We start from the raw sequence: 24208 nt of genomic DNA on the forward strand, positions 1-24208 counted from the left end.
CATTCGAAGATCACTGCGCATGGTTTACGCACAGACCGCCATAGCCAGCGTGCCTGCGAGGATGATCGCTGAACCTTCAATTAGCAGAACCGCTCTCTTGCATAGAACAATTGCGCGTCGAAGGTCTAGTCCTTGGGCTCGCCGCCCTTCAGCATTCAAGGCATACACGCCCGGCTTGGCCAGCCGCACGCCAAGCAGCAATGCCATCGCGGCCATCGGCCATCCGCTGTTGGGCGAAGGCGTATGGCGCGCCTCCCGTGCCAGCCCGCGTGGCCATTGCCACGCCGCAAGCGCCAGCAGCAGCACGGTGAGCCGTGCCGGCAGCCACGAGAGCACATCGTCGGCGCGCGCGGCCCACTTGCCGAACCACGTCCAATCTCGCCCGTTGCGCTCGCCGCGGTAGCCCCACATGGCATCGGCGGTGTTGGCGAATCGGTAGACTGCCGCGCCGGGCAAGCCCAGCAGCACGAACCAGAACACCGGCGCCACGAGCGAATCGTTGAGGTTCTCGGCCAGCGATTCGATGGCGCTTTCGCGCACCTCGTGCCCGCTGAGCGCGGAGACATCGCGGCTCACCAGCCGGGCAAGTTGCGCGCGGCCAACTTCGAGCGACACAGCCAATGCTGCCTCGACCGCGAGCACTTCGCCCCGCAGCATGCGCCACGCGAAAAGCGGCTTCAGCGCGAGCGCGAGCACCAGGGCCGTTGCCCAGACGGGCAGCGATTGCACAGCGACTGCCTGCACCGCCAGCGCCACGGCGCCGGCGAACAGCGCACCCGCGCACCAGGCCAACGCTCCCTTCAGGAACAGCAGCAGATCACGCGGCCTCGCATCGGCCGCCTGCGGTGCGTTGCGGGAACCGAACCAGCCAAGATAGTGCCCCATCCACACCACGGGATGCCAGCGCGCCGCGGGCTCGCCCAGCCAGCGGTCGATGGCCAGCGCAAGCCACAAGGCGGCCGCGGCTGCCAACGGCTCAGTCCTCGATGCCCCGCTGGGCGGGAATGCCGGCCTTGAACGCGTGCTTGACCATGGTCATCTCGGTCACGGTGTCGGCCAGTTCGACGATCTCGGGCGGGCAGCGACGGCCGGTGAGCACCACGTGCACATGCTTCGGCCGCTCGCGCAAGGTTTCGAGCACGACTTCGAGCGGCACCCAGCCATAGATCAGCGGATAGGTGATCTCGTCGAGCACCACCAGAAAGAACTCGCCGGAAAGAATGGCCGCCCTGGCTTTTTCCCATCCGTCGCGCGCCAGTTGGCCTGAACGCTCCAGGTCCTGGCTCTTCCAGCTGAAGCCGTCGCCCAGCCCTTCGATGGGCATGCCGATCTGCTCGAACATGCGGTGCTCGCCGAAACGCGCCGAGGGCACTTTCATGAACTGGTAGATCTTCACGGCCTTGCCGCGGCCGTGCGCGCGCAGCGCAAGGCCGAAGGCGGCGGTGCTCTTCCCCTTGCCGTCGCCGGTGTTCACGATGACGATGCCGCGGCGCTCGCCTTCGGGCTTTTCGTAGGGTTTGTCGCTGGGGGGTGTTTCGATCTGCATGATGTCGTGGGTATTCTGAAGTCGTTAGTTCGGCAAGGCGATCCACTGGTCCGCCACGCGGTGCACGCGAATGCGGTGGTCGAACACCTGTTCGAGCGCGGCATGGGTGGCCGGGTCGCTGCTGCCGCCGTGGTGCACCACGCGGCCATGGTTCATCACTACCAGTTCATCGGCCGCGAGCGCCATCGGCAGTTCGTGCAGCACGCTGACCACGGTGCGCCCTTGGGCCACCAGCGCACGCGTGGTCTGCATCCAGTCGGCCTGGTGCGGCGGGTCGAGGTTGGCGAGCGGTTCGTCCATCAGGAGCAGTTCGGCCTCGACCGCGAGCGCACGCGCCAGCAGCACGCGCTGGCGTTCGCCGCCCGAGAGCTGGCCCAGCGGCCGTTCGCGCCAGTCCCAGGCCTGGGTGCTGCGCAATGCGCGTTCCACCGCCTCGCGGTCGGCCGCGCTCGGCGTGGCGAGCCAACGCTGGTGCGGCAGGCGGCCGAGCATCGCAATGTCGTAGACCATCAGGTCGTCGGCGCTGCCCTCGCCGGCCGCGCCGCTCTGGCCCAGCCACGAAAGGCGCTGCGCGCGGATGCGGCCCGGCACTTTGGCCGCCGCTTCGCCGAACAGAAAAACCTCGCCGCGGTGCGCAAGCAGGCCCGCGAGCGCCTTGAGCAAGGTCGACTTGCCCGCGCCGTTCGGCCCGACGATGCTGGTCCACCGCGCGGCACCCAGCTTCAGGTCGATGCCGTGCAGCACCTCGGCGTTGCCGAGCGTGGCGCTTACACCGCGCGCCTCGAGCGCCGGGATGTGGCCGCTCATGCCACACCGCCCCGCGCGCTGCGCCGGTGCATCAGCCACAGCAGGTAGCTGCCGCCGAGCACGGCCGTGAGCACGCCCACCGGCAGTTCCTGCGGGGCGATGAGCCAGCGCGCCGCCAGGTCGGCCGACATCAACAACAGGCCACCCATCAGCGCGGAAAGCACGATCAACCCGGCATGCGTGGTCTTCACCACGGACCGCACGAGATGCGGCGAGGCCAGCCCCACGAAAGCGATCAGCCCGGTCTGAGCCACGGCCGCGCCGGTGGCCAGCGCGAGCACCACCACCAGTGCGGCGCGCATCGCCCCCAGCGGCAAGCCCAGGCTCCTCGCGGTCGCTTCTCCGAGTGCAAGCCCGTCGAGCACCGGCGCGAGCGCCCAGCCCAGCAGCAGGCACACCACGCCGACCACGGCCATGACGGCGCATGCGCTCCATCCGACCAGCCCGGTGCTGCCGAGGATGAAGCCCTGGATGGCCTGCAGGACATCGGCCGACGCGATGGTGATCAGGTCCTTGGCGGCGCCGAGCACCACGCCCACAATCACGCCCGCGAGCAGCAGCCGCAGTGTCTGCTGCACCCCGCGCGCAAGCACCAATGTGAGCATGACCGCGAGCACCGCGCCGACGAAAGCCGCGCCCGTGAGCCCCAGGCGCATCACCCATTGCATGCTGGCGGCCGAGCCGCCGAACAGCATGAGCGCCACCGCCACGCCGAGCGAAGCACCCGAGGCGCTGCCGAGCAGATACGGGTCGGCCAGCGGATTGCGGAACAGGCCCTGCGCCACCGCGCCCGCAAGCCCGAGCAGCGCGCCCGCAAGCCAGGCGCCGAGCGTGCGCGGCAGACGGATGTCCCACACGATCTGCAGCGCCACCGGGTCGCGCCAAGCCGCCAGCAGGCTTTCGAAGCCGGTGCTGCCGATGCCCAGGCCGAGCATGGCGAGCGCACCGCCCAGGCCGAGCAATGCGATGCCGAAGAACCAGACCCGGCGCTGATGGTGCGTGTGCATGAAGTTCTTGCGGCTTTTTAACCGGCCTTGTCTGCGAGGCAGCGCGCCATCAATCGTGCGGCCTCGTCCATGCGCGGGCCGGGGCGCACGAGCACGTCGGACTCCTCTGCGCTGAAGCGGCAGATGCGGCCTTCGCGCACCGCGCGGATGCCGCTCCAGCCCGGGCGCTGCTCGAGACCTTGCGCACTGCGCACGCTGACCATGATGAGATCGGGATTGGCACGCACCACGTACTCGGGATTGAGCTTCGGAAACGGACCGAGCGAAGCCGGCACGATGTTCTTCACGCCCAGCCGCGTGAGCGTTTCGCCGATGAACGACGACTCGCCGGCCGCAAACGGCGCGCTGTTGACCTCGAAGTACACGCGCTGGCCCTTCGCGCGGGCCGGCAGCGATTGCGCCGCCGCCGACACGCTGGCATCGATCGCGCGCCAGACCGTCGGCGCCTCGCGGGTGCCGAGCACCTGGTCGAGCGTGTCGAGCACGCGCCGCACATCGGCATGGCTCTTGGGTTCGAGCACCAGCACCTTGAGACCCAGCGCCTCCAGCCGCTGCGTCACGCGCGACGACTTGGCAAGCAGCACCGCGTCGGGCCGCAGCGCCACGATGGCTTCCACATTGGGGTCGATCCCTCCGCCCAGCTGCGGCAACGCGCGCACGGCCTTTGGCGAGTTGGAATAGTTGTCGACGCCCACCAGCCGCGAACAGGCCCCGAGCGCGCAGACACCTTCGGTCAATGAAGGCAGCAGCGTGACGATGCGCTGCGGCGACTGCGGCAGGCTCACGGTGACGCCGCGCTCGTCGGTCACTTCAAGCGCGTGCGCGGCCAGCGAGAAAAGGCCAAGGCCGAGGGCCGCGCAAAGAAATTTCATCGTCCGGTGCTTCGTCATTCGGCGGGCGTCTTCAAAGTCAACGGCAACCCAGCCACCATCAGCGTGACACGGTGGCACGCGGCCGCGACGTCCTGGTTCATGCGGCCCAGCGTGTCGACGAACGCACGCGTTTCCCGGCCAAGCGGAATCACGCCCAGGCCGATCTCGTTGCCGACCAGCACCACCGGCCCGCGTGCCTCGTGCAGCGCGAGAAGCAGCATGGAGACGTGAGCCGAGGGCGTGCGCGTGGCCGGCTTCGCGGCCTCGGAGCGCAGCGGCATCAGCAGGTTGGTGAGCCAGAGCGTGAGGCAGTCGACCACCACCAGCGTTTCGGGACCACTCTCGGAAACGATGGCGCGCGCCAGCTCGACCGGCTCTTCGACGGTCCGCAGGGCCGGCACGCGCCGGGCGCGGTCGGCCTGATGACGCACGATGCGCTCGCGCATTTCGTCGTCGAGGGCCTCGGCGGTTGCTATCAGCACGGCGCGGCGCGCTGGGGGCGCCCCGGCCAGCCAGTCGATGGCGCGCTGCTCGGCTTGGCGCGACTTGCCGCTTTTCTGGCCCCCGAGGATGAATTCATGTGCAATGGTCATGGGCACCTTTCTTCCTTTGGGGCCGTCCCGCGGCGAAGTCTACTTACTGCGGGGTCCACTTCAGGCCGACGTACACGTTGCGGCCGCCGGTGGCATAGCCGCGTGCCAAGGTGTAGTCCTTGTCGCCCACGTTGTCGACGCGCGCCACCAGGCCGATGTCGCGCGTGATCTGCGTGCTGGCCACGAGGTTCAGCACGGTGTAGCCGCTCAAGGTGCGGGTGTTCGCGGCATCGTCGAAGCGCTTGCTCGACGATTGCACCTCGGCGCCCAGCGTCCAGCCGGCCACGCGCCAGTCGGCGCCCAGGGTGCCGTGGCGGCGCGCGCGGCGTGCGAGCAGGTTGTCGGTTTCCAGATCGCGCGGATCCTGGAAGTCCGCCGATGCGCGCAGCGTGACGTCGCCGATGCGGTGGCCGCCCGACAAGGTAATGCCCCGGTAACGCGCGCGCGCCGTGCTGGCGTAGCAGCCGAAACCGGAATCGCAATTCGTGGCCCCGCCGTCGAACACGATCAGGTCCTTGACGCGGTTCTGGTACACCACGATGCCCGCATGCGTGTCGCCGTCGGTGTACCGCAAGCCGAGCTCGACGTTGCGGCTCGACTCGGGCTTGAGCGTCGGCGTACCGTATTCGCTGAAGCGCTGGTACAGCGTGGGTGCGCGGAACGCGGTTCCGGCCGACACGGTGGCGCGCAGCTTCGGCGTGATCGAATAGCCGTAGGCGACGCTGCCGGTGGTCTTGCCACCGAACTCGCTGTCGTCGTCGTGGCGCACATGCAGCTGGAGCGAGTGCGCCCCCTGCACGAAGCCGTAGCCGAGCGACACCGCATCCTGCGAGCGTTTGCGCGAAAGCAGGCCGGTGAAGGTGGTCGGCGCGTTCTCGAGCGCGTCTTCGCGGCGTTCGAGCGTCGCCGTCACGAGGTGGGGGCCGAAGCGAAACTCGTTCTGGAACAGATAGCCGCGCAGATTCGTCTCGGTGCGGTAGAACGAAGGCTGCGTCTTGTAGACCGATTGCGAATCGGTCACCTGCACGCGCGTGCTGTAGACGTCGTTCCACTTGGCCGACCACGAGAGCCCGGCCGTGCGCAGCGTGTTCTGCGAAACGTCGTTGTCGAACTGGAGCGGCGGCCTTCTGCTGAACACCGGCGAGTCGTAGCCGGCGTTGGTGTCGCTGTACAGCAGCGTGGCATCCAGCCGCTGGTTCGGGGTGAGCTGGTAGCCCAGGCGCAGGTTGCCGGAGTCGCCGCGATAGCCGTCGCGGTCGGGGCTGGTGAAACCGTCTTTCGAGGGCGTGCGCTTTTCGATCGGCAGTGCGTTGAAGCCCTTGCTTTCTTCGTGCGCGACACCGAACGAATAGTCGAGGTTGCCCGACTTCCCGCTCACGCCCGCCTCCGCCTTGCGCAGGCCATGACTGCCGAAGCCCACACCCGCATAGGGCGCCACGCCTTCTTCGCCGCGGCGGGTAAAGAGCTGGATCACGCCGCCCACGGCATCGGAGCCGTACACCGCGGCGGCCGGGCCGCGCAGCACTTCGATGCGGTCGATTTGCGCGAGCGGAATGCCTTCCCAGCCGGCACCCCCGGTCGATTGCGAATCGACGCGCACGCCGTCGATGTACACCGCCGTGAAGCGCGTATCCGCGCCGCGGATGAACAGGCTGGTGGTGCTGGCCACGCCGCCGTTGCGCGTGATCTCGATGCCCGGCAGGCGCGCCAGCACGTCGGCCACGCCGACGGCGCCGCTGCGCTCGATGGTCTGGCGGTCGATGATGGACACGTCGCTCACCAGGTCCGACAGCGGCTGCGGCGTGCGGTTGGCCGTCACCACGGTTTCACCCAGCGTGGCCGCAGCTTGCTGGGCATGCGCCGTCGAGGGCAGTTGAATCAGCGCCATGCCGCCGAAAGCGGAGGCCAGCGCAAGCGGCAGGCAGGCAAGGCGGCGACGGCGCGCGGGAGCACGGCCGAGAGAAAGGGGAACGCAGGAAATCATGGATGGACCGAACGAACGAGCGTCTATGCCCGTTGCCGGCCTCCCCGCCAGCGTTTTGGGCGCAATGGCCGCTTCATGCATCGATATCGATCGCGCATGCGGCAGCCGCCTCGTTGGCCGGTATCCGGGCTGGCAGTGCGGCCTCACCGCCTTCCCAGACGCCTGTTTCAGGGCGCCCAGTGGCTGGATGGATGAGGTTGACGCTTGCGGCGTCGACTGCTTGACCGTTGCGGGGGCAGCGCAGGCGGCTTCTGCCTTGTCCCGTTTCCGGGGGCGTTCACTCCTGCTTCCCGTTGAACCGCGGCGTGTGAACCACGACGCAGGCACCAACGGGCGGGATTCTAGGGCCTCTCGCCGGCGCATTAAGCCAAAAGTTGCGCAAGCTGTTGTTGTTCGTCGCGGAAAATTTGGAAAGCGCCTCGCGCAGGCCGCAGAATCCGTCCCGGTTCCACGCCGCGCGCGGCGGACCGGACCGCCTGTCCTGGGAAACTACAATCGCCAACCATGCCCGCCTCCAGCCCCATCGACCAGATCGCCGAGCGTGTGGAACGCCTGCTCGTGCGTCATGAAGAGGTGCAGCGCACCAATGCGCTGCTGCAGGAGCAGGTCGAAGCGCTCACGCGCGAGCGCGACGGGCTCAAGTCGCGGCTCGCCGCGGCCCGCACGCGCCTCGACGCCTTGCTCGAGCGGCTGCCGGCCGAACCACCTTCCGAAGATTCCCCCGCATGAAGCAGATTGAAGTTCAGATCATGGGCCAGAGCTATCTGCTCGGCTGCCCCGACGGCGGCGAGGCGCAATTGCGCGACGCCGTCGATCGCGTGGACGCGGCCATGTGCAAGATCCGCGATGCGGGCAAGGTGAAGGCCCGTGACCGCATTGCCGTGCTGGCTTCGCTGAACCTGGCTTTCGACCTGGCCGCACAGCAGGCTGCCGCCGCGGCGGCACCGACGGCCTCGACTTTCGCTGCTCCCGCGGCGGATGCCGGCGAAGCCGATGTCAAGGCCGCGCAACTCATTCAGAAACTCGATCAAGCCCTTGCGGGCGATGACCATTTACTCTGAATAGCGGCGCCCGGCTCGCCGGAGGCGTAAAATCCGAACTGTCTGCGGTGCGCGTCGGGCTTAATATTTCCTTGTTCCAATGCTCTCCGGAGCCGGGCTTGGTACATCGCTTGACGGGTGTGATCATCTCGCGTCAGATGAACCCGAAGTCTTGCTGCCCTCGCCCACCTGAACCCTGGTTCAGGATGCGGGTTCGGCGCCCACTTGCAGACACCTTTTTTCGTTCATACGGCCCCGGCACGCGCTGCGCGGGGCCGTTGCTTTTTCTCAAGGCCCCGCTGCGTGAACTCCCTGCTCGACCCCCTCCTGATCGCCGAACTCGCAGCGCTCGGCCTGGGCACCGGTTTTCTCGCGGGGCTGCTCGGCATCGGCGGCGGAATGCTCATGGTGCCGTTCATCACGATCATCATGGGGCACCGCGGGGTGGCCTCCGATCTGGCCGTGAAGATGGCGATTGCCACCTCGATGGCGACGATCATCTTCACCTCGGTTTCCAGTGTGCGTGCGCACCACAAGCGCGGCGCGGTGCGCTGGGACATCGTGCGGCGGCTGGCGCCGGGCATCGTCATCGGTAGCCTGCTGGGCAGCCTGGGTGTGTTCTCGCTGCTGAAGGGCACGGTGCTGGCCATCGTGTTCGCGCTGTTCGTGGGCTTCTCCGCCACGCAGATGTTTCTCGACCGCAAGCCCAAGCCCACGCGCCAGATGCCGGGCACTGCGGGGCAACTCTCGGCGGGCGGCGCCATCGGCTTCATCTCGGGCCTGGTCGGTGCGGGCGGGGGTTTCGTCAGCGTGCCGTTCATGACGTGGTGCAACATCTCCATCCACAACGCCGTGGCCACCAGCGCCGCGCTCGGCTTTCCGATTGCCGTGGCCAATGTGCTCGGCTATGTGGTGAGCGGGCAGTCGGTGCAGGGCCTGCCCGACGGCTCCTTCGGGTACATCTGGCTGCCCGCACTCGTGGTGATTGCGTTGTGCAGCGTGCTCACCGCGCCCCTGGGCGCGAAGGCGGCGCACAACCTGCCGGTCAAGAAGCTCAAGCGCGTGTTCGCGAGCATCCTGTACCTGCTCGCCGCCTACATGCTCTGGAAGGGGCTGCAGGGCTGAGTTCGCAGCGGATTTCGAAAGCCCCTCGGGTCGTGGGTGAGACCCGTTGCGATAGGTGGACGCCGGTCGTATAACCGGGTCATGAAAATCCTCATCGCAGTCGACGGCAGCGCCTATACGCAGAAGGCGCTCAACTACCTGCTCGCCAACCGCGCCATGTTCGTGGACGGCCATGAACTGGTCATCGTGCACGTCTGTACGGGCATCTCGGGCCACGTGGCGCGCCACCTCAGCAAAGAGGTGATTGCCGACTACTACGCCGAAGAGAACGCCAAAGTGCTCGACCCCGTGAAAGCATTGCTCGCGGAGAACAGCGTGAGCAACTACACGATCGACAAGCGCCACGGCCATGCGGCCGAGGAAATTCTCAAGTCGGCAACGGCCGCACATGCCCAGCTGATCGTGCTCGGCACCCACGGCCACGGCATCTTCGGCCGTGCGTTGATGGGCTCGGTGGCCACCAAGGTGATTTCCGAAACGGATATCTCGGTGCTGCTGGTGCAGTAACCCGGCGAAGGCCGCGCCTTCTTTTTTTATTGTTATTGAACCCGCTGTTGCCGCCACTCGCGCGGCGAGCAACCGAAGCGTTCGCGGAATGCACGGCTGAAGTGCGCCGCATCGTTGAAGCCGCGGCCGTAGGCAATGTCGGCCACCGGCCGGCCGGCCAGGCGCGGCTCGAGCAGGTCGCGGCTGCAGGCTTCGAGCCTGCGCTCCCAGATGTACTGCGACGGCGTGAACGGCTCGCTCTTGAAGATGCGGTGAATGTGGCTGGCTGAAACGCCCAACTCCGCCGCAAGGCTGCCTACCGAGAGCAACGGGTCCGCCAGCTGCTCGTCGATGCGCCGCTTCACGCGGGCCAGGTGGTAGGCCGTGAGATTGCTGAGACCCGGCGCACGCGCGGCGGGCAGCGTTTGCAGCCCGGCGACCAGAATGCTCTGCACCCCATTGGCCACCGCGAGTGCCGACGCAGGCTGCAAGGTGTCGATGTCTTCGCGCAGCGTGCGGATCATGCCGAGCAGCAGGTGCCCCGCGCCCTCGCGTCCCGACACGGTGGTGGCCGTCAATGCTTCGGTGTCGTGCAGCTCGCTGCGCAGGCGTTCGCCGGGCAGCTTGAGCACGATCTGCTCGAAAGCATTGTCGAACAGCAATTCGTACGGCCGGGTGCTGTCGTACAGCGCAAAGTCGCCCGCCGCCAGCACGGCGTCGCGGCCGTCCTGCCGCACCACGCCCTGGCCGCGGGCCTGGATGCTGACCAGGAAGTAGTCGTCGCCCGACCGGGAGATGTGCCCCGGCGTCCGCATGACCTTCTGCGGCCCCGACTTGACCACCGACACATCGAGGCTCGGCAGCGTGTGCTGGCGGATGCTGCCCTCGAAATCGCCGGAACCGTCCCTGCGCACCGCATCGCACCCGAGCTGCACGTACACGTTGCAGATCATGTCGGTCCAGTAGGCGAGCCGCTGATCGCGCGGAACGGCGTCGGTGCTGAGCAACTGGTTCATCGGGGTTCCTCGGGTTTCGTGAAAAGCCGGCATGCAACGCTGGAACAAGAACGCCGCAAGTTCGGGTCAAGGGGTTTCGCGGCGGCGAATCTACGCTTGAAGCAACCCGCATGCCACCGCGCAAACCCGGTGCGAGGTGTGCGAAGTTGTTTCACCACCCCCTCCCGGAGACCCGCCATGCCCGCCACCGTTCACCCCAAGCTCCGCGTTGCCGCCGTGCAGGCCGCGCCCGTGTTCCTCGATCTCGACGGCACCATCGACAAGACCATCGACCTCATGGCCCAAGCCGCTGGCCAGGGCGTGAAACTCATCGCCTTTCCCGAAACCTGGGTGCCCGGCTATCCCTGGTGGATCTGGCTCGACTCGCCGGCCTGGGGCATGCAGTTCGTGCAGCGCTATCACGACAACGCGCTGGTCGTCGGCTCGGGCGAGTTCGACCGCATCCGCGATGCCGCGCGCAAGCACAAGATCTGGGTTTCCCTTGGCTACAGCGAAAAGGCCGCGGGCAGCCTCTACATTGCTCAGGCGCTGATCGACGACCAGGGCCACACGGTGCAGACGCGCCGCAAGCTCAAGCCCACGCACGTGGAGCGCACCGTGTTCGGCGAAGGCGATGGCTCCGACCTCGCCGTGGCTGAAACGGCCATCGGCAACATCGGATCGCTCTCGTGCTGGGAGCACCTGCAGCCGCTCAGCAAATACGCGATGTACGCACAGAACGAGCAGATCCATTGCGGCGCCTGGCCCAGCTTCTCGCTCTACCGCGGCGCGGCTTTCGCCCTCGGCGCCGAGCTCAACAATGCGGCCAGCCAGGTGTACGCGGCGGAGGGCCAGTGCTTCGTCGTCGCGCCGTGCGCCACGGTTTCGCCGGCGATGAGCGAGCTGATGTGCACCGATGCGGGCAAGCAGCAGTTGCTGCGCGTGGGCGGCGGCTTTGCGCGCATCTACGCACCCGACGGCTCGCCGCTCGGTACGCCGTTGGCCGAAGACCAGGAAGGGCTGGTGATTGCAGACATCGACCTTGCAATGATTGCGCTCGCCAAGGCCGCGGCCGACCCGAGCGGTCATTACTCGCGGCCCGACGTCACGCAGCTGCTGCTGAACAAGACGCGGCGCGAACCGGTGGTGCTGCAGCGTACGCCCGAGGTCGAAGGCGGCGCCTTCGAAGCCATCGTCGCCACGCCCGAGCCGACGGCCGCGGCGCGCCAGCAGCTGGCCGCCTGAACAAGCTGGAGCCACGCCATGGAATCCGCCATTGCAGAGCACCTGAAATGTCCACGCACGCGCCACCGCCGCGTGGAGGACGACTACGCGCCGCCCTACCCCGTCTGGTCGGCACGCGCGCCGGCCGCGGTGAGGCAGGTGGTGATGGGCTACTTCGGCGTGCAGTCGCGCGGCGCCGATATGCAGGGGCGCGCTTGCGCCGCGCTGATGAAGATCGCGGCCGGCTTCGCGCTGCCCGACGGCCCCGGCCACCACGATTTCGCACACCACGTCGATGCCGACGGCTACGACCACATGATCGCCATCGCCTACTGGGACGACCCCGCAGCCCATGCGCGCTGGTGCGCGGCGCCCGAGACCGATGCGTGGTGGCGCTCGGAAGAACGGCTGACAGAGGGCCTCGGCTACTTCCGTGAAGTGGTGTCACCGCGCGTCGAGCACTTCGAGACCATGTTCAACACGCCGGACCGGCTCGAAGGCGTGGGCGTGGTGATGGGCGGCGTGAGCGGCGAACTGCAGGAGCACGGCTACTGGGGTTCGATGCGTGACCGCATTCCGCTGTCGCAAAACGATGCCATGGCACCCTCCGGCACACGCGCCGTCATTGCCGGCACGCCGGCTCCCGGGCAGCGCGTGCGCGTTGCGGGCCACGAGAACATCGCGATGATCCGCTCCGGCCAGGAATGGGCCGACACTACCGGCCAAGAACGCAAGCTCTACCTGGAAGAGATGGAACCGGTACTGCGCGAAGGCATGGACTTCCTGCGCGACCAGGGTCTGGGCATCGGCTGCTACAGCAACCGCTACATGCACCATCTCGACGCCAAGGGCACGCCGCTCGAAAAATCGTTCGGCCTGAGCTTCTGGCGCTCGCTCGCCGACATGGAGCGATGGGCCGAGTCGCACCCGACGCACGTCGCGATCTTCGGCAGCTTCATGCGCTACGTGCAGGCGCTGAACTTCCAGCTGCAGCTGCGCGTGTACCACGAGGTGTCGGTGCTCAAGGCCGACGAGCAAAGCTACGAGTACATCAACTGCCATGCGCGCAGCGGGCTCATGAATGGCTTGGCCGCGGCCTAGAAGACCGCGCTTCGGGCATTTGCTTTAGGATGCGCGGCCCTATTCAAGCGCAAGCAAAGCCAAGGACCCGACCATGTGGAGCGATCTTGACAGCCTCGTCGAAGCCTCGATGCAGGAATGGAAAGTACCCGGGCTTGCCCTGGCCGTGATCCAGGACGGCGAGATTGCCGTGCTCAAGGGCTACGGCGTGCGCGACACCGACACCGGCCTGCCCGTGACCGTCGATACGCAGTTCCTGCTGTGCTCGATCACCAAGTCGTTCACTGCGGCCGGCCTCGGCCTGCTGGTCGACGAGCGCAAGCTCGAATGGTCCAGTCCGGTGCGCGACGTGATCCCGGAATTTCGCCTGCACGACCCCGTGGCGACCGAGCGGCTGACCGTGCGCGACCTGCTGTGCCATCACAGCGGGCTGCCGCGGCACGACTGGATCCACATGCCCGGCGACCTGAGCGACGCGCAGATGCTGGCGGCGCTCAGGCACCTTGCACCGAACAAGGACCTGCGCGACACCTTTCAGTATTCGAACCTCGGCTACCTGGTCGCGGGAATGGTCACCGAGCGCATCAGCGGCCAGAGCTATCAGGCGTTCACCACCGAGCGCCTGATGAAGCCGCTGGGCTTCAGCCATTTCGGCTTCTCCATCGAAGCACTCGCGGCCGCGGAAGACGCCGCGCGCCCGCATGCGATGGATGGCGACACGCGGTACCGCACACCGCTGTCGCCGATTCGCGCGATGCCGGCCGGCGGCATCAACGCTTCGGTGGCCGATCTTGCGAAGTGGTCGCGCTTCCTGCTCGACGGCAAGGCGAACGGACGACAGCTGCTCTCGGCGCAGGCGCTGCGCGAGATGACGACACCGCGCGTGCACATGGGACGCTCCGAATTCGCCGAGATCGGCGACTCGCACTACGGCCTCGGCCTGTTCTGCGAGCAGTACCGCGGCGAGCGCACCATCGCGCACTCGGGCTCGTGGACCGGCTGGAGCACGCTCATGACGATGCAGCCCGAACGCCGCGCGGGCGTGGTGGTGCTGACGAACCGCACGCCGGGCAGCGTCCACGCGATCCTCACCTACGCGGTGCTCGACCGCCTCTGCGGCCGCGAGCCGGTCGACTGGCTCGGGCGGCTGGTGCCCCGGCGCAAGCAGGCGCTCGAACAGCAGAAGATCGACGAAAAAGCGAGCGCGGAAGTGCGCAAAAGCGGAACCCGGCCGAGCCACCCGCTCGACGACTATGTCGGCGGCTACGAGCACCCGGCCTACGGACGCCTGCGCATCGAAAAGGAAGCCGACGGCCTCGGCTGGCGCTGGCGCGGTATCGAGGAAAAACTCGAGCACCGCCACTACGATGTGTTCATCACCCCCGACAGGCCGACGGTGCTGCACCCCAGCAAGCGGACGCTCACGTTTCGCTACGACCGGCAGGGCCACATCGATCGCGTCGAGATACCGCTCGAGGAGATGGTCGAAGACATCGTGTTCCGCCGCATCGCGGCCGGCGACGTGCTGGATGCGGCGTTTCGCCGGCTGTGCGCCGGAGACTACCTGCACAGCGGCCGCGTGATCGAGATCAGGCTCGACGCCAACGGCGAACTCGGCATGACGATTCCGGGACAGCCCACTTACCGCCTGCTGCCGGCCGACGGACGCAGCTTCAACGTCGACACGCTCGAGGGCTACGGCGTGGAGTTCCGCCGGCCTTCGCCCGACACGGTGGACGCGATGATCTTTCACGAACCGCGCACCACCGCCCTCGCACCGAGGGTGGAGAAAACCTAGGTGAACAACCCCTTGTGCCGCTCGCGCAGCAGCGCCTTCTGCACCTTGCCCATGGTGTTGCGCGGCAGTTCGTCCACCACGAAGCAGCGCTTCGGAATCTTGAAGTTCGCGAGCTTCGACTTGAGCTCCGCCACGATGGCATCGGCGTCCAGCGCGCCGCCTGCCTTCGCAATGACGATGGCCACGCCCACTTCGCCGAAGTCGGGGTGCGGCACGCCGATCACCGCGCTTTCGGCCACGCCGGCCAGCTCGTTGATGTAGCCCTCGATCTCGGCGGGATAGACGTTGTAGCCGCCGCTGATGATGAGGTCCTTGCTGCGTCCGACGATGGTGATGTAGCCGCGGCCGTCGATCTTGCCGACGTCGCCGGTCTTGAAGAAACCGTCGGCGGTGAACTCTTCTTTCGTCTTCTCGGGCATGCGCCAGTAGCCGGCGAACACGTTCGGGCCGCTGACTTCGATGTTGCCGATCTCGTCGGTGGTGCAGTCGCGCCCGCTGTCGTCTCGCACGCGCAGTTGCACGCCGGGCAAAGCAAAGCCGACCGTGCCGCCGCGGCGTTCGCCCTGCGCCGGGCTGTAGGGGTTGGAGGTGAGCATCACCGTTTCGCTCATGCCGTAGCGCTCGAGAATGGTGTGGCCGGTGCGCTCGCGCCACTCGTCGAAGGTTTCGATGAGCAGCGGCGCGGAGCCCGCGACGAAGAGCCGCATGTTGCGCACCGCTTCGCGCGTGAGCCCCGGCTCGGCCAGCAGCCGCACGTAGAGCGTGGGCACGCCCATGAACACGGAGGCTTCGGGCAGCTTCTCGACCACGCGCTTGGGGTCGAACTTCGAAAGCCAGATCATCTTGCTGCCGTTGAGCAGCGCACCGTGCAGTGCGACGAAGAGGCCGTGCACATGGAAGATCGGCAGCGCGTGGATCAGCACGTCGCCTTCTGTCCAGCCCCAGTAGTCCTTGAGCACCTGGGCGTTCGACAGCAGGTTGCCATGCGTGAGCATGGCGCCCTTGCTGCGGCCCGTCGTGCCGCTGGTGTAGAGAATCGCCGCTAGGTCGTCCGCTTTTCGGTCGACCACCGCATGCTGGTCGCTGCACTGCGAGGCAACTTCCAGCAGCGTGCCGGTGCGGTTGTCGTCCAGCGTGAACACATGCCGCGTGCCCGCCGCATTGGCGATCGGCCCGACCCATGAGGCATTGCGGCTGGTGCACACCACCACGGCGGGTTCCGCATTGCCGACGAAGTATTCGATCTCGGCGCTCTGATAGGCCGTGTTGAGCGGCAGGAACACGTAGCCGGCACGCAAGGTGGCGAGATACAGGATCATCGCCTCGACCGACTTCTCGACCTGCACCGCGACGCGGGCGCCCTCTTCCAGGCCCAGCGCTCCGAGCAGGTTGGCGATCATCGCGCTCGCGCGATCGAGATCTCGCCACGAGTAGAACAGGCCGTTGTCGGTCTCGACGGCAATGCTGTCGAGGTCGGCCGGAAAGGCCGCGCGCAAGGCGGCAAACAGGTTGGGGTTGGCTTTCGTCTTCATCGGCAGTTATTTCAGAAATTCGGTGTGCGCTTGGCCAGAAAGGCGGCGATGCCTTCGCGGTGTTCGGCGGAATCGGCGTAGTCGTAGGCGGTTGCGAGCAGGCTCTCGGTCGACTGCGCGCCGGCCTTCAGCATCGCGAAGGTGCGCTTGTGGAGGCGCGCGGCCTGCGGTGCCAATGCAGCGATGCGCGCCGCATGCGCCTGCGCGGCGGCGGCCACTTCGTCGTCGGGCAGCACTTGCAGCAGAAAGCCGGCGTCGTAGAGGCGCTGTGCGCCGTGCACGCCGGCGGCCAGCAGCATGTCGCGCGCGAGCACGTCGCCGATGGCGCCGTGAACCAATGCGGCTTCTCGGGGCGCCATCGGAAAACCGAGCTTGGCAATAGGGGCGCCGAACTTCGCGGAGGCGCCAGCAAGCCGGATGTCGCAGCAGCTCGCAATCTCGATGCCGGCGCCCATGCACGCGCCTTCGATCTGCGCGACCACGGGCAGCGGGCAATCGAGCATGGCCTGCAGCGCGCCCCAGACTTCGTTCTCGTGGAATTCGCGCAAACTGGCTTCGTCGAAACGGAACGACGGGTATTCGGAGATGTCGCCACCCGCGCAGAAGGTTCCCGCTTCGCCGCCGACAACGACGCATCGAAGCTCCGTGTCATCGGGCTGGCCGATGCCGTCGAACACCGCACGCAGCTCGCGCCACATGGCGCGCGTCATCGCATTGAGGCGCCCCGCGTTCGACAAGGTGACGAACGCAACGGCGCCCTCGCGGCGCAAGGAAATCTGGCTGCCGCTCATTACTCGAGCTTGGCGCCCGAGGCCTTCACCACAGCGGCCCAACGCTTGATTTCCGAGTTGACGAAACCGCCATACGAAGCCATGGTGAGGTTCGGAATCTCGGACCCGTTCTGAGCCCAGATGGCCTTGAGCTCGTCCGTGGCAAGCGCCTTCTTCATGTCGTCGACGATGCGTGCCTGCAGGTCGGCCGGTGTGCCCTTGGGCGCCCACAGGCCATACCAGGTGGTGACCGTGTAGTCGGGCAGGCCCACCTCGGCGGCGCAGGGCACGTCGGGGAATGCGGGGTTGCGCTTGCTGCCGGCGACCATCAGCGCCTTGATGCGGCCGCCCTTGATGTGCTGGGCCGATGAGCCGAGGCCATCGAACATCAGGTCGACGTTGCCCGAGATCAGGTCCGACAGCGCCGGACCCGCGCCACGGTACGGAATATGGGTGATGAAGGTGCCGGTCTGCAGCTTGAACAGCTCGCCCGCCAGGTGATGCGACGTGCCCGAACCGGCCGAGCCGTAGTTGAGCTTGCCGGGGTTGCGCTTGGCGGCGGCAACGAACTCCTGCAGCGTGGTGGACGTGACGCGCTTCGGGTTGACCACCACCACCTGCGGCACATTGGCCAGCAGCATCAGCGGCACGAAGTCTTTCTCGATGTCGTAGTCGAGCTTGGGGTAGATCGACGGGGCGATCGCGTGGTGCACCGCGCCCATGAAGAGCGTGTAGCCATCGGCCTGCGCCTTCGAGGCGATGCTTGCGCCCACGGTGCCGCCGGCGCCGCCGCGGTTGTCGATCACCAGGGTCTGTCCGGTGATCTTGGAGAACTGAGCCGAGAGCGGGCGCGCGAACGCATCGGTGCCGCCGCCGGCCGGAAACGGCACGACCATGTTGACCGGCCGCGTCGGCCAGTTACCCCCCTGCGCATGGGCGCCGCCGCACAGAACGGCTGCACCGGCTGCGCCCAGGCGCAGCACGTCGCGTCGTTGAAAACCCTGAGTCATCTGTCATCTCCTGTCGTTGTAGATTGCCGCACCATGCGGGCCGGTGCATCACGCCCCGGACTTTCTTTCAGAACTCAGCCTTTTTTGAAGAACAGGCTTTCGACATCTCCCGATACCGCCACCTTGCCGTCGGCCAGCCACGCGCGATGCTTGTCGAGCCGCTTGAGATCGTAGAGGTAATTGACCATCAGGCCATACGCCTGTTTGTGCCCTTTGGGCGACGGGTCACCGGCCCAGTTGAGCCGCTCCACCCGCGCGCCGTTGCCCAGATGAAAGCGCGCCACGGGATCGGCCGGCGTACCGTCGATCAGCGTGTGGCCCAGGTATTCGGCGGCCGCCTGCAAAAGCCATTGGCGCAGCGGCGACTTCGCATCGAGCGTGGCGGCGCCGTCCACCGCGGCAAGCAGGCGGTCGGCGGTGGGCGGCAGCGATCCGACCAGGCGGCCGAGCTCGGCCTCGCGCTTTTCGTCCAGGCGCGGCAGCAGCTCCGCGGCGTTCTTCGCGAGCCAGGCGCGAAAGCCGGGAATCGGCGAGAGCGTGGCGAAGGTCTTCAGGCGCGGCAGCTCGTCCTGCAGCGTCTCGACCACGCGCTTGATGAGCGAATCGCCGAAGCTCACGCCGCGCAAGCCGTTCTGGGTGTTGCTGATCGAATAGAAGATCGCCGTGGTCGCCTTGGCCGGCAGGATGGGCACGGCGGCCTCGTCGAGCAGCGGCGTGATGCCGTCGCTGATGCGGTCGACCAGCGCCACCTCGACGAAGATCAGCGGCTCGTTGGGCAGCCGCGGATGGAAGAAGCCGTAGCAGCGGCGGTCGCTGTCGTCGAGCCGGTTCTTCACGTCGGTCCAGCTCTTGATGTCGTGCACGGCCTCGTAGCGGATCAGCTTCTCGATCAGCGAAGCCGGCGAATGCCAGTCGATGCGGCGCAGTTCGAGAAATGCGACGTCGAACCAGGTGGAGAACAGGTGCTCCAGTTCGGCATCGAGCGCGATCAACCGCTTGTCGGACTTCAGGAAAGGCAGCAGCTCGGCGCGCAGGTCGACCAGGAAGCGCATGCCCTCCGGCTCGACCGCAAAGCGCTGCAGGAGGCGCATGCGGGGCGACACCAGCGCACGCCGCAGCTTCAGCTCGGCCTGGCCTTCGTCGGGCGTTCCGACAGCGGCCTGATGCTGGTCGCGCGCCGACTTGAGCTTTTGCGGATCGGCCGCGAAATGCTCGCTCATCAGCGCCCAGTAGTCGCGTCGCTCCTCGGGCGTGGCAGCGGCGTATTCGCGTGCAATGGCATGCGCCCTGCGGCCGCCCTCGACCTCGCTCACGCGCGGATCGATGACCGACTGCAAGGCCGTGAGCACGCGGCGCAAGGCACGCGGCGACAGCGCTTCGTCGGCCTTTCGCAGCGTGGCCTGCATGCGCTCGGCCGTGGAGCGTACGCTGGGCTTCGCCGCCGTCTTGGGCGCGCTGCGAGTAGCGCCATCGGGTGCCACGGGTACGTTGTTGTCGGACTTCTCGCCAGAGCGCAGCCGCGCCTGGAACCACTCGGTCGCACTCATCGACAAACTCCAATTCTGTGGGGTGGGGAGATGCCCTTCTTCGTGCCGTTCATGACATCACCCTGGATTTCTGTTGCCGCGCCACTTCGCGCAGCGCCTCGCGCTGGCGCGTCAGGTGCGTGCGCATGGCGGCATCGGCGCCTTCGCTGTCGCGCGCCTTGAGCGCCGCGAACACAGCCAGGTGCTCCGACAGGCTCTGCTCGAGCCGGCCGGGCGCGTGCAGCTGCTGAAGCCGCGCGAGCTTGAGAATCTTGCGCAGATCGCCGATCACCTGCGCCAGCCATTTGTTGTCGGCCAGCTGGATGATCGCCTCGTGAATCAGGTGGTTGGTGGCGTAGTAGTCGTTGATGCGCTTCGCCTTGGCATGGCGCACCAGCCGTTCGTGCAGCGCGTCGAGATCGTGCAGTTCGGAATCGCTCGCGTTGCGCGCGGCCTCGTAGGCGCAGCGGCCTTCGAGCAGCGCAATGACCGGAAATATCTCGTCGAGGTCGCGTTCCGTCACTTCGCGTACGAAGCAGCCGCGCCGCGGCTCATGCCGCAGCAGACCTTCGGCCGTCAGCACCTTGAGCGCCTCGCGCAACGGAGTGCGCGAAATCGACAGCCTCTCGCACAGCGCCGCCTCGTCGAGAAAGCTGCCCGGCGCCAGCTCGCCCGCGAAGATCTGCTCTCGCAAGGTTGCAGCGACTTCGTCGTGCAGGGAGTTGGGGACAAGGCGCATGGCGGAGTGCTCCGAGCCGAGGCCCAAAAGCGTAATTTCCTGTAATTACGCATAATTGTGAGCCTGCAATGAATGCAGCGCAAGGCCGCGCATGAAACGCGCGGCCCGGACTTACCCTGAGACCTTGCCGCTCAGGCGATTGCCGGCTTCGGGCGCCGCGCGGCCCAGATCCACAGGCCGATGCCGAAGAGCACCATGGGCACGCTGAGCCATTGCCCCTGGCTGAGGTTCAGCGCACGCAGCCCGAGAAAATCGTCGGGCTCACGGAAGTATTCGGCAATGAAGCGAAGCGCGCCGTAGCCGATCAGGAACACGGCAGCCACCTGCCCCTCCTTACGCTCCTTGCGCGCGTACAGCCACATGATGACGAACAGCAGCAGCCCCTCGAGCAGGAACTGGTAGACCTGCGAAGGGTGGCGCGGCAGCATCGAGCCGCTTTGCGGAAACACCATGCCCCACGGCAAGTCGGGGCTGCTGAAGCGGCCCCAGAGCTCGCCGTTGATGAAGTTGCCGACCCGGCCTGCCGCCAAGCCTGTGGGCACGCAGGGCGAAACGAAGTCCATCACCTGCCAGAACGGCCGCGCCCGCGAACGTGCAAACCAGATCATCGCGCCGATCACGCCCAAGAGGCCGCCATGAAAACTCATGCCGCCCTGCCACACATAGAGAATTTCGAGTGGATGCGCGAGATAGAACTCGGGCTTGTAGAACAGGCAGTAGCCGAGCCGCCCGCCCACGATGACGCCCATTACGCCGAGAAAGAGAATGTCCTCGATGTCCTTGCGTTGCCAGGCGCCCGCGCCGACGAGAGAGCGGTACGGCTCGTGGCGCAGCCGGCGGGTTCCAAGGAAATAAAACAGCGCAAAGGCGGCCAGGTAAGTCAGGCCGTACCAGTGAATGGCAATCGGCCCGAGCTGCAGGGCGATGGGATTGATCTGCGGATACATGAGCATGCGGCAGATTGTGCCCGGAGCAAACGGCCGGGCTCGGGTCAGCCCGGCTTCTGCGTGCGCTCGCGAACGAATTCCACGAACCGCGCCAGCGCCGGATGCGTGGCCTGCGCCGGCCATACCAGACTGGTCTCGCAGGCGGGCAGCACCACGCCGCCGCGGCCTGCACCCTTGAACTCCCGCGCCTGGCGGTAGACCACGCCCGCGCGCCTGAACTGCATCACGCTGTGCGGCACCCATGCCACGCCGATGCCGCCCGAGACGAGGTTGACGATGGTCTGCATCTGGATGGCCTCTTGCGCCACCGTCGGCGTGCGGCCGGCCGAGTGATAAAGGGCCTGGATCGCGTCGTGCAGCGAAGGCACGATGCGGCGCGGAAAGATCACCAGCGGCTCGGCCAGCACCTGCGCCAGCGGCACGGGCGTTGCACTCGCGAGCGCATGCTGCGCCGGCATCGCCAGTACCAGCGGCTCCTGCTCTACCGGCAGCCGCGCGAGCCCGGGAGGCGCAGCGCCGGGCGAATGCAGCATCAACCCCGCGTCGATCTCGCCGCGCGCGAAGGCTTCGAGCTGCACGTCGCCCGTGGCCTCGACCAGTTCGAGCGCCACCTCGGGGCACAGCACGCGGAACTCGCGCACCCAGGCCGGCAGTTTCTCGAAACCGATGGTGGAAACGAAGGCGATGCGCACGCGCCCGACCTGTCCCGCCGCCGCCGCGCGGGCTCGCTCGGGAAGCGCCTGCGCACGCGCCAGCAGCTCGCGCACGTCGGGCAGCAGGGCCTCGCCGGCGGGCGTGAGCGCCACGCGGCGGCGCGTCCGGTCGAACAGCACCACGCCCAACGTCTTTTCAAGCTGGGCAATGGCCTGCGTGACGGGCGGCTGCGTCATGTGCAGGCGCTGCGCCGCTCGGCCGAAGTGAAGCTCCTCGGCCACGGCAACGAACTGGCGCCAGGCGCGCAGGTCGATCAGGGCTTCTTTCATATGTCGAGCATATCAATCAACGCACAACATCGGATTGGAATGAATCAATGAGAAGTCCGATACTTGACCCCTCCCCCGAGAATTCCCCCACGAGAAGAGACACCCACCATGGACACCAAACCAATTCAGATCAACCGCCGCAGCGCCAACATCGTCGAAGGCAAGAGCCGCGCGCCCAACCGTTCGATGTTCTATGCCATGGGCTACGAAGAGAGCGACTTCAAGAAGCCGATGGTCGGCGTCGCCAACGGCCACAGCACCATCACGCCGTGCAACTCGGGCCTGCAGAAGCTGGCCGACGCGGCCATCGCGGGCATCGAGGAAGCCGGCGGCAACGCGCAGGTGTTCGGCACCCCCACCATCTCCGACGGCATGGCCATGGGCACCGAAGGCATGAAGTACTCGCTGGTGAGCCGCGAAGTCATCTCGGACTGCATCGAGACCTGCGTCGGCGGCCAGTGGATGGACGGCGTGCTGGTGGTCGGCGGTTGCGACAAGAACATGCCCGGCGGCCTGATGGGCATGCTGCGCGCCAACGTGCCGGCCATCTACGTGTACGGCGGCACCATTCTGCCGGGCCGCTACAAGGGGCAAGACCTGAACATCGTGAGCGTGTTCGAAGCCGTGGGCCAGAACGCCGCCGGCAACATGAGCGACGAGGACCTGCACGAGATCGAGAAGCGCGCCATTCCGGGCACCGGCTCGTGCGGCGGCATGTACACGGCCAACACCATGTCCAGCGCGTTCGAAGCGCTCGGCATTTCGCTGCCCTATTCGTCCACCATGGCGAACCCGCACGACGAGAAAGCGAACTCGGCCAAGGAGTCGGCCAAGGTGCTGATCGAAGCGATCAAGAAAGACCTGAAGCCGCGCGACATCGTGACCAAGAAGGCCATCGAGAACGCCGTGGCGGTCATCATGGCCACGGGCGGCTCGACCAACGCGGTGCTGCACTTCCTGGCGATCGCCCATGCAGCCGAAGTCGAGTGGACCATCGACGACTTCGAGCGCATGCGCAAGAAGGTGCCGGTGCTGTGCGACCTGAAGCCTTCGGGCAAGTACCTCGCGGTCGACCTGCACCAGGCCGGCGGCATTCCGCAGGTCATGAAGGTGCTGCTGAATGCGGGCCTCTTGCACGGCGACTGCATCACCATCAGCGGCCAGACGATTGCCGAAGTGCTGAAGGACGTGCCCGACGTGCCGCGCGCCGACCAGGACGTGATCCGCACTATCGACAAGCCGATGTACGCCGAAGGCCACCTCGCGATCCTGAAAGGCAACCTGTCGCCCGAAGGCGCGGTCGCCAAGATCACCGGCCTGAAGAACCCGGTCATCACCGGCCCGGCACGCGTATTCGACGACGAGCAGTCGGCGCTGCAGGCCATCCTGGCCGGCAAGATCGTGGCCGGCGACGTGATGGTGCTGCGCTACCTCGGTCCCAAGGGCGGCCCGGGCATGCCGGAAATGCTGGCGCCCACCGGCGCGCTGATCGGCGCGGGCCTCGGCGAAAGCGTGGGCCTGATCACCGATGGCCGCTTCTCGGGCGGCACCTGGGGCATGGTGGTGGGCCACGTGGCACCCGAAGCGGCGGCGGGCGGCACCATTGCGTTCGTGAACGAAGGCGACTCGATCACCATCGACGCGCACAAGCTGGTGCTCGAACTCAACGTGCCCGAAGCCGAGCTGGCCAAGCGCCGCGAAGGCTGGAAGGCGCCTGCTCCGCGCTACACGCGCGGCGTGCAGGCCAAGTTCGCGTTCAACGCCTCGAGCGCCAGCTCGGGCGCGGTGCTCGACAAGTTCTGAAGCGCGGCTCCCGCGTCGTTCACGCGTGGGAGCGACGCGGCAGCATGCAGTCTGCAGTGCCGCCCAGTTCGGGTGTCAGCGCTTCGGGCGCTGGCTCTTGTTGGCCGGCAGGCCCATGTTGCTGCGCTGCCGGTCGATGCGCGCCTGCTTGCGCCGGTCTTCACGCTCGATGACCTTGCGCTTGGTGTAGCCCGACGAATCGGCCCATGCCCACCACGCCACGGCCAGCGCGAACGGCGACAGCACGATCCACCAGCTCCAGCCGGCAACCATGCCCACTTCGAAATATTTCAGGCCTATGCCTAGCAGGCCCAACAGCAGAAAAAGCATCGCGAATCCCT

At 67.0% G+C, this 24208-nt stretch carries 24 protein-coding genes and 1 riboswitch; of the genes, 8 read left to right on the top strand and 16 right to left on the bottom strand.

Features of this window, described 5'->3' with window-relative positions; genetic code table 11:
• Positions 1-24: 24 nt before the first annotated feature.
• Genes cbiB through QFZ42_RS13460 form a run of 7 tightly spaced genes read right to left on the bottom strand, consistent with a single transcriptional unit; the run spans position 25 to position 6809 of the window.
• Positions 25-972: an adenosylcobinamide-phosphate synthase CbiB gene (cbiB, locus tag QFZ42_RS13430; protein ID WP_307701423.1), complete on the bottom strand. Its 948-nt coding sequence runs from the start codon at positions 970-972 to the stop codon at positions 25-27.
• 4 nt (positions 973-976) lie between these two features.
• On the bottom strand, positions 977-1546 hold the full coding sequence (gene cobO / locus QFZ42_RS13435) for a cob(I)yrinic acid a,c-diamide adenosyltransferase (protein WP_307701424.1): 570 nt from the start codon (positions 1544-1546) through the stop codon (positions 977-979).
• A 24-nt stretch (positions 1547-1570) separates the two neighbouring features.
• Positions 1571-2353, bottom strand: a complete 783-nt coding sequence (locus QFZ42_RS13440; protein WP_307701425.1) for an ABC transporter ATP-binding protein — start codon at positions 2351-2353, stop codon at positions 1571-1573.
• Positions 2350-3360: a FecCD family ABC transporter permease gene (locus QFZ42_RS13445; protein WP_307701426.1), complete on the bottom strand. Its 1011-nt coding sequence runs from the start codon at positions 3358-3360 to the stop codon at positions 2350-2352. Before QFZ42_RS13445 ends, QFZ42_RS13440 begins: the two co-directional genes overlap by 4 nt.
• A gap of 17 nt (positions 3361-3377) precedes the next feature.
• On the bottom strand, positions 3378-4250 hold the full coding sequence (locus QFZ42_RS13450) for an ABC transporter substrate-binding protein (RefSeq protein ID WP_307701427.1): 873 nt from the start codon (positions 4248-4250) through the stop codon (positions 3378-3380).
• On the bottom strand, positions 4247-4825 hold the full coding sequence (locus tag QFZ42_RS13455; RefSeq protein ID WP_307701428.1) for a bifunctional adenosylcobinamide kinase/adenosylcobinamide-phosphate guanylyltransferase: 579 nt from the start codon (positions 4823-4825) through the stop codon (positions 4247-4249). Before QFZ42_RS13455 ends, QFZ42_RS13450 begins: the two co-directional genes overlap by 4 nt.
• A gap of 43 nt (positions 4826-4868) precedes the next feature.
• The gene (locus tag QFZ42_RS13460; RefSeq protein WP_307701429.1) at positions 4869-6809 is read right to left on the bottom strand and encodes a TonB-dependent receptor domain-containing protein; all 1941 of its coding nucleotides are present in this window, start codon (positions 6807-6809) and stop codon (positions 4869-4871) included.
• A gap of 98 nt (positions 6810-6907) precedes the next feature.
• Positions 6908-7154: riboswitch (cobalamin riboswitch) on the bottom strand.
• A 159-nt stretch (positions 7155-7313) separates the two neighbouring features.
• Between QFZ42_RS13460 and QFZ42_RS13465 the strand changes: the two genes are divergently transcribed.
• The 4 genes from QFZ42_RS13465 to QFZ42_RS13480 all read left to right on the top strand — a co-directional run bounded on the left by QFZ42_RS13465 (position 7314) and on the right by QFZ42_RS13480 (position 9481).
• Complete coding sequence (locus QFZ42_RS13465) at positions 7314-7538, top strand: DUF904 domain-containing protein (protein ID WP_307701430.1); 225 nt, start codon at positions 7314-7316, stop codon at positions 7536-7538.
• Positions 7535-7870 (top strand): cell division protein ZapA, encoded by a 336-nt coding sequence (locus tag QFZ42_RS13470; protein WP_307701431.1) that lies wholly within the window; start codon positions 7535-7537, stop codon positions 7868-7870. Before QFZ42_RS13465 ends, QFZ42_RS13470 begins: the two co-directional genes overlap by 4 nt.
• Positions 7871-8152: 282 nt before the next feature.
• Positions 8153-8974, top strand: a complete 822-nt coding sequence (locus QFZ42_RS13475; protein WP_307701432.1) for a sulfite exporter TauE/SafE family protein — start codon at positions 8153-8155, stop codon at positions 8972-8974.
• A gap of 81 nt (positions 8975-9055) precedes the next feature.
• Positions 9056-9481, top strand: a complete 426-nt coding sequence (locus QFZ42_RS13480) for a universal stress protein (RefSeq protein WP_307701433.1) — start codon at positions 9056-9058, stop codon at positions 9479-9481.
• Between the two features lie 32 nt (positions 9482-9513).
• On the opposite strand, the gene QFZ42_RS13485 is transcribed toward QFZ42_RS13480, so the two are convergent.
• Positions 9514-10476 (bottom strand): AraC-like ligand-binding domain-containing protein, encoded by a 963-nt coding sequence (locus QFZ42_RS13485; protein WP_307701434.1) that lies wholly within the window; start codon positions 10474-10476, stop codon positions 9514-9516.
• A gap of 177 nt (positions 10477-10653) precedes the next feature.
• Between QFZ42_RS13485 and QFZ42_RS13490 the strand changes: the two genes are divergently transcribed.
• The 3 genes from QFZ42_RS13490 (at position 10654) to QFZ42_RS13500 (ending at position 14557) form a co-directional block, all read left to right on the top strand.
• Positions 10654-11700, top strand: coding sequence for a carbon-nitrogen hydrolase family protein (locus tag QFZ42_RS13490; protein ID WP_307701435.1), 1047 nt, complete (start codon positions 10654-10656; stop codon positions 11698-11700).
• Positions 11701-11718: 18 nt separating this feature from the next.
• Positions 11719-12780, top strand: a complete 1062-nt coding sequence (locus tag QFZ42_RS13495) for a phenylacetaldoxime dehydratase family protein (RefSeq protein ID WP_307701436.1) — start codon at positions 11719-11721, stop codon at positions 12778-12780.
• Between the two features lie 73 nt (positions 12781-12853).
• Positions 12854-14557 carry a serine hydrolase gene (locus QFZ42_RS13500; RefSeq protein ID WP_307701437.1) on the top strand — a complete coding sequence of 568 codons (1704 nt, stop codon included), beginning with the start codon at positions 12854-12856 and terminating at the stop codon, positions 14555-14557.
• Here the strand turns inward: QFZ42_RS13500 and QFZ42_RS13505 are convergent.
• The 7 genes from QFZ42_RS13505 to QFZ42_RS13535 all read right to left on the bottom strand — a co-directional run bounded on the left by QFZ42_RS13505 (position 14554) and on the right by QFZ42_RS13535 (position 22064).
• A complete protein-coding gene (locus tag QFZ42_RS13505; RefSeq protein WP_307701438.1) occupies positions 14554-16089 on the bottom strand; it encodes a malonate--CoA ligase in 1536 nt (511 codons plus the stop codon). The two genes, QFZ42_RS13500 and QFZ42_RS13505, sit on opposite strands and share 4 nt — an antisense overlap.
• Before the next feature lie 11 nt (positions 16090-16100).
• A complete protein-coding gene (locus tag QFZ42_RS13510; protein ID WP_307701439.1) occupies positions 16101-16880 on the bottom strand; it encodes an enoyl-CoA hydratase/isomerase family protein in 780 nt (259 codons plus the stop codon).
• Positions 16880-17869, bottom strand: a complete 990-nt coding sequence (locus QFZ42_RS13515; protein ID WP_307701440.1) for a Bug family tripartite tricarboxylate transporter substrate binding protein — start codon at positions 17867-17869, stop codon at positions 16880-16882. The genes QFZ42_RS13510 and QFZ42_RS13515 overlap by 1 nt, the downstream gene beginning before the upstream one ends.
• Positions 17870-17943: 74 nt before the next feature.
• Complete coding sequence (locus QFZ42_RS13520; protein WP_307701441.1) at positions 17944-19416, bottom strand: malonyl-CoA decarboxylase; 1473 nt, start codon at positions 19414-19416, stop codon at positions 17944-17946.
• 49 nt (positions 19417-19465) lie between these two features.
• The gene (locus tag QFZ42_RS13525) at positions 19466-20134 is read right to left on the bottom strand and encodes a GntR family transcriptional regulator (protein ID WP_157614278.1); all 669 of its coding nucleotides are present in this window, start codon (positions 20132-20134) and stop codon (positions 19466-19468) included.
• Between the two features lie 131 nt (positions 20135-20265).
• The gene (lgt, locus tag QFZ42_RS13530; protein ID WP_307701442.1) at positions 20266-21087 is read right to left on the bottom strand and encodes a prolipoprotein diacylglyceryl transferase; all 822 of its coding nucleotides are present in this window, start codon (positions 21085-21087) and stop codon (positions 20266-20268) included.
• A 38-nt stretch (positions 21088-21125) separates the two neighbouring features.
• Complete coding sequence (locus tag QFZ42_RS13535; protein ID WP_307701443.1) at positions 21126-22064, bottom strand: LysR family transcriptional regulator; 939 nt, start codon at positions 22062-22064, stop codon at positions 21126-21128.
• A gap of 108 nt (positions 22065-22172) precedes the next feature.
• Between QFZ42_RS13535 and ilvD the strand changes: the two genes are divergently transcribed.
• Positions 22173-23867: a dihydroxy-acid dehydratase gene (gene ilvD / locus QFZ42_RS13540; protein ID WP_307701444.1), complete on the top strand. Its 1695-nt coding sequence runs from the start codon at positions 22173-22175 to the stop codon at positions 23865-23867.
• A gap of 75 nt (positions 23868-23942) precedes the next feature.
• Here the strand turns inward: ilvD and QFZ42_RS13545 are convergent, their stop codons facing one another.
• Positions 23943-24197, bottom strand: coding sequence for a TIGR04438 family Trp-rich protein (locus QFZ42_RS13545; RefSeq protein ID WP_307701445.1), 255 nt, complete (start codon positions 24195-24197; stop codon positions 23943-23945).
• Positions 24198-24208: the final 11 nt, after the last annotated feature.

The sequence above is a fragment of the Variovorax paradoxus genome (assembly GCF_030815855.1).
In the GTDB taxonomy this organism is placed as follows: Bacteria; Pseudomonadota; Gammaproteobacteria; order Burkholderiales; family Burkholderiaceae_C; genus Variovorax; species Variovorax paradoxus_M.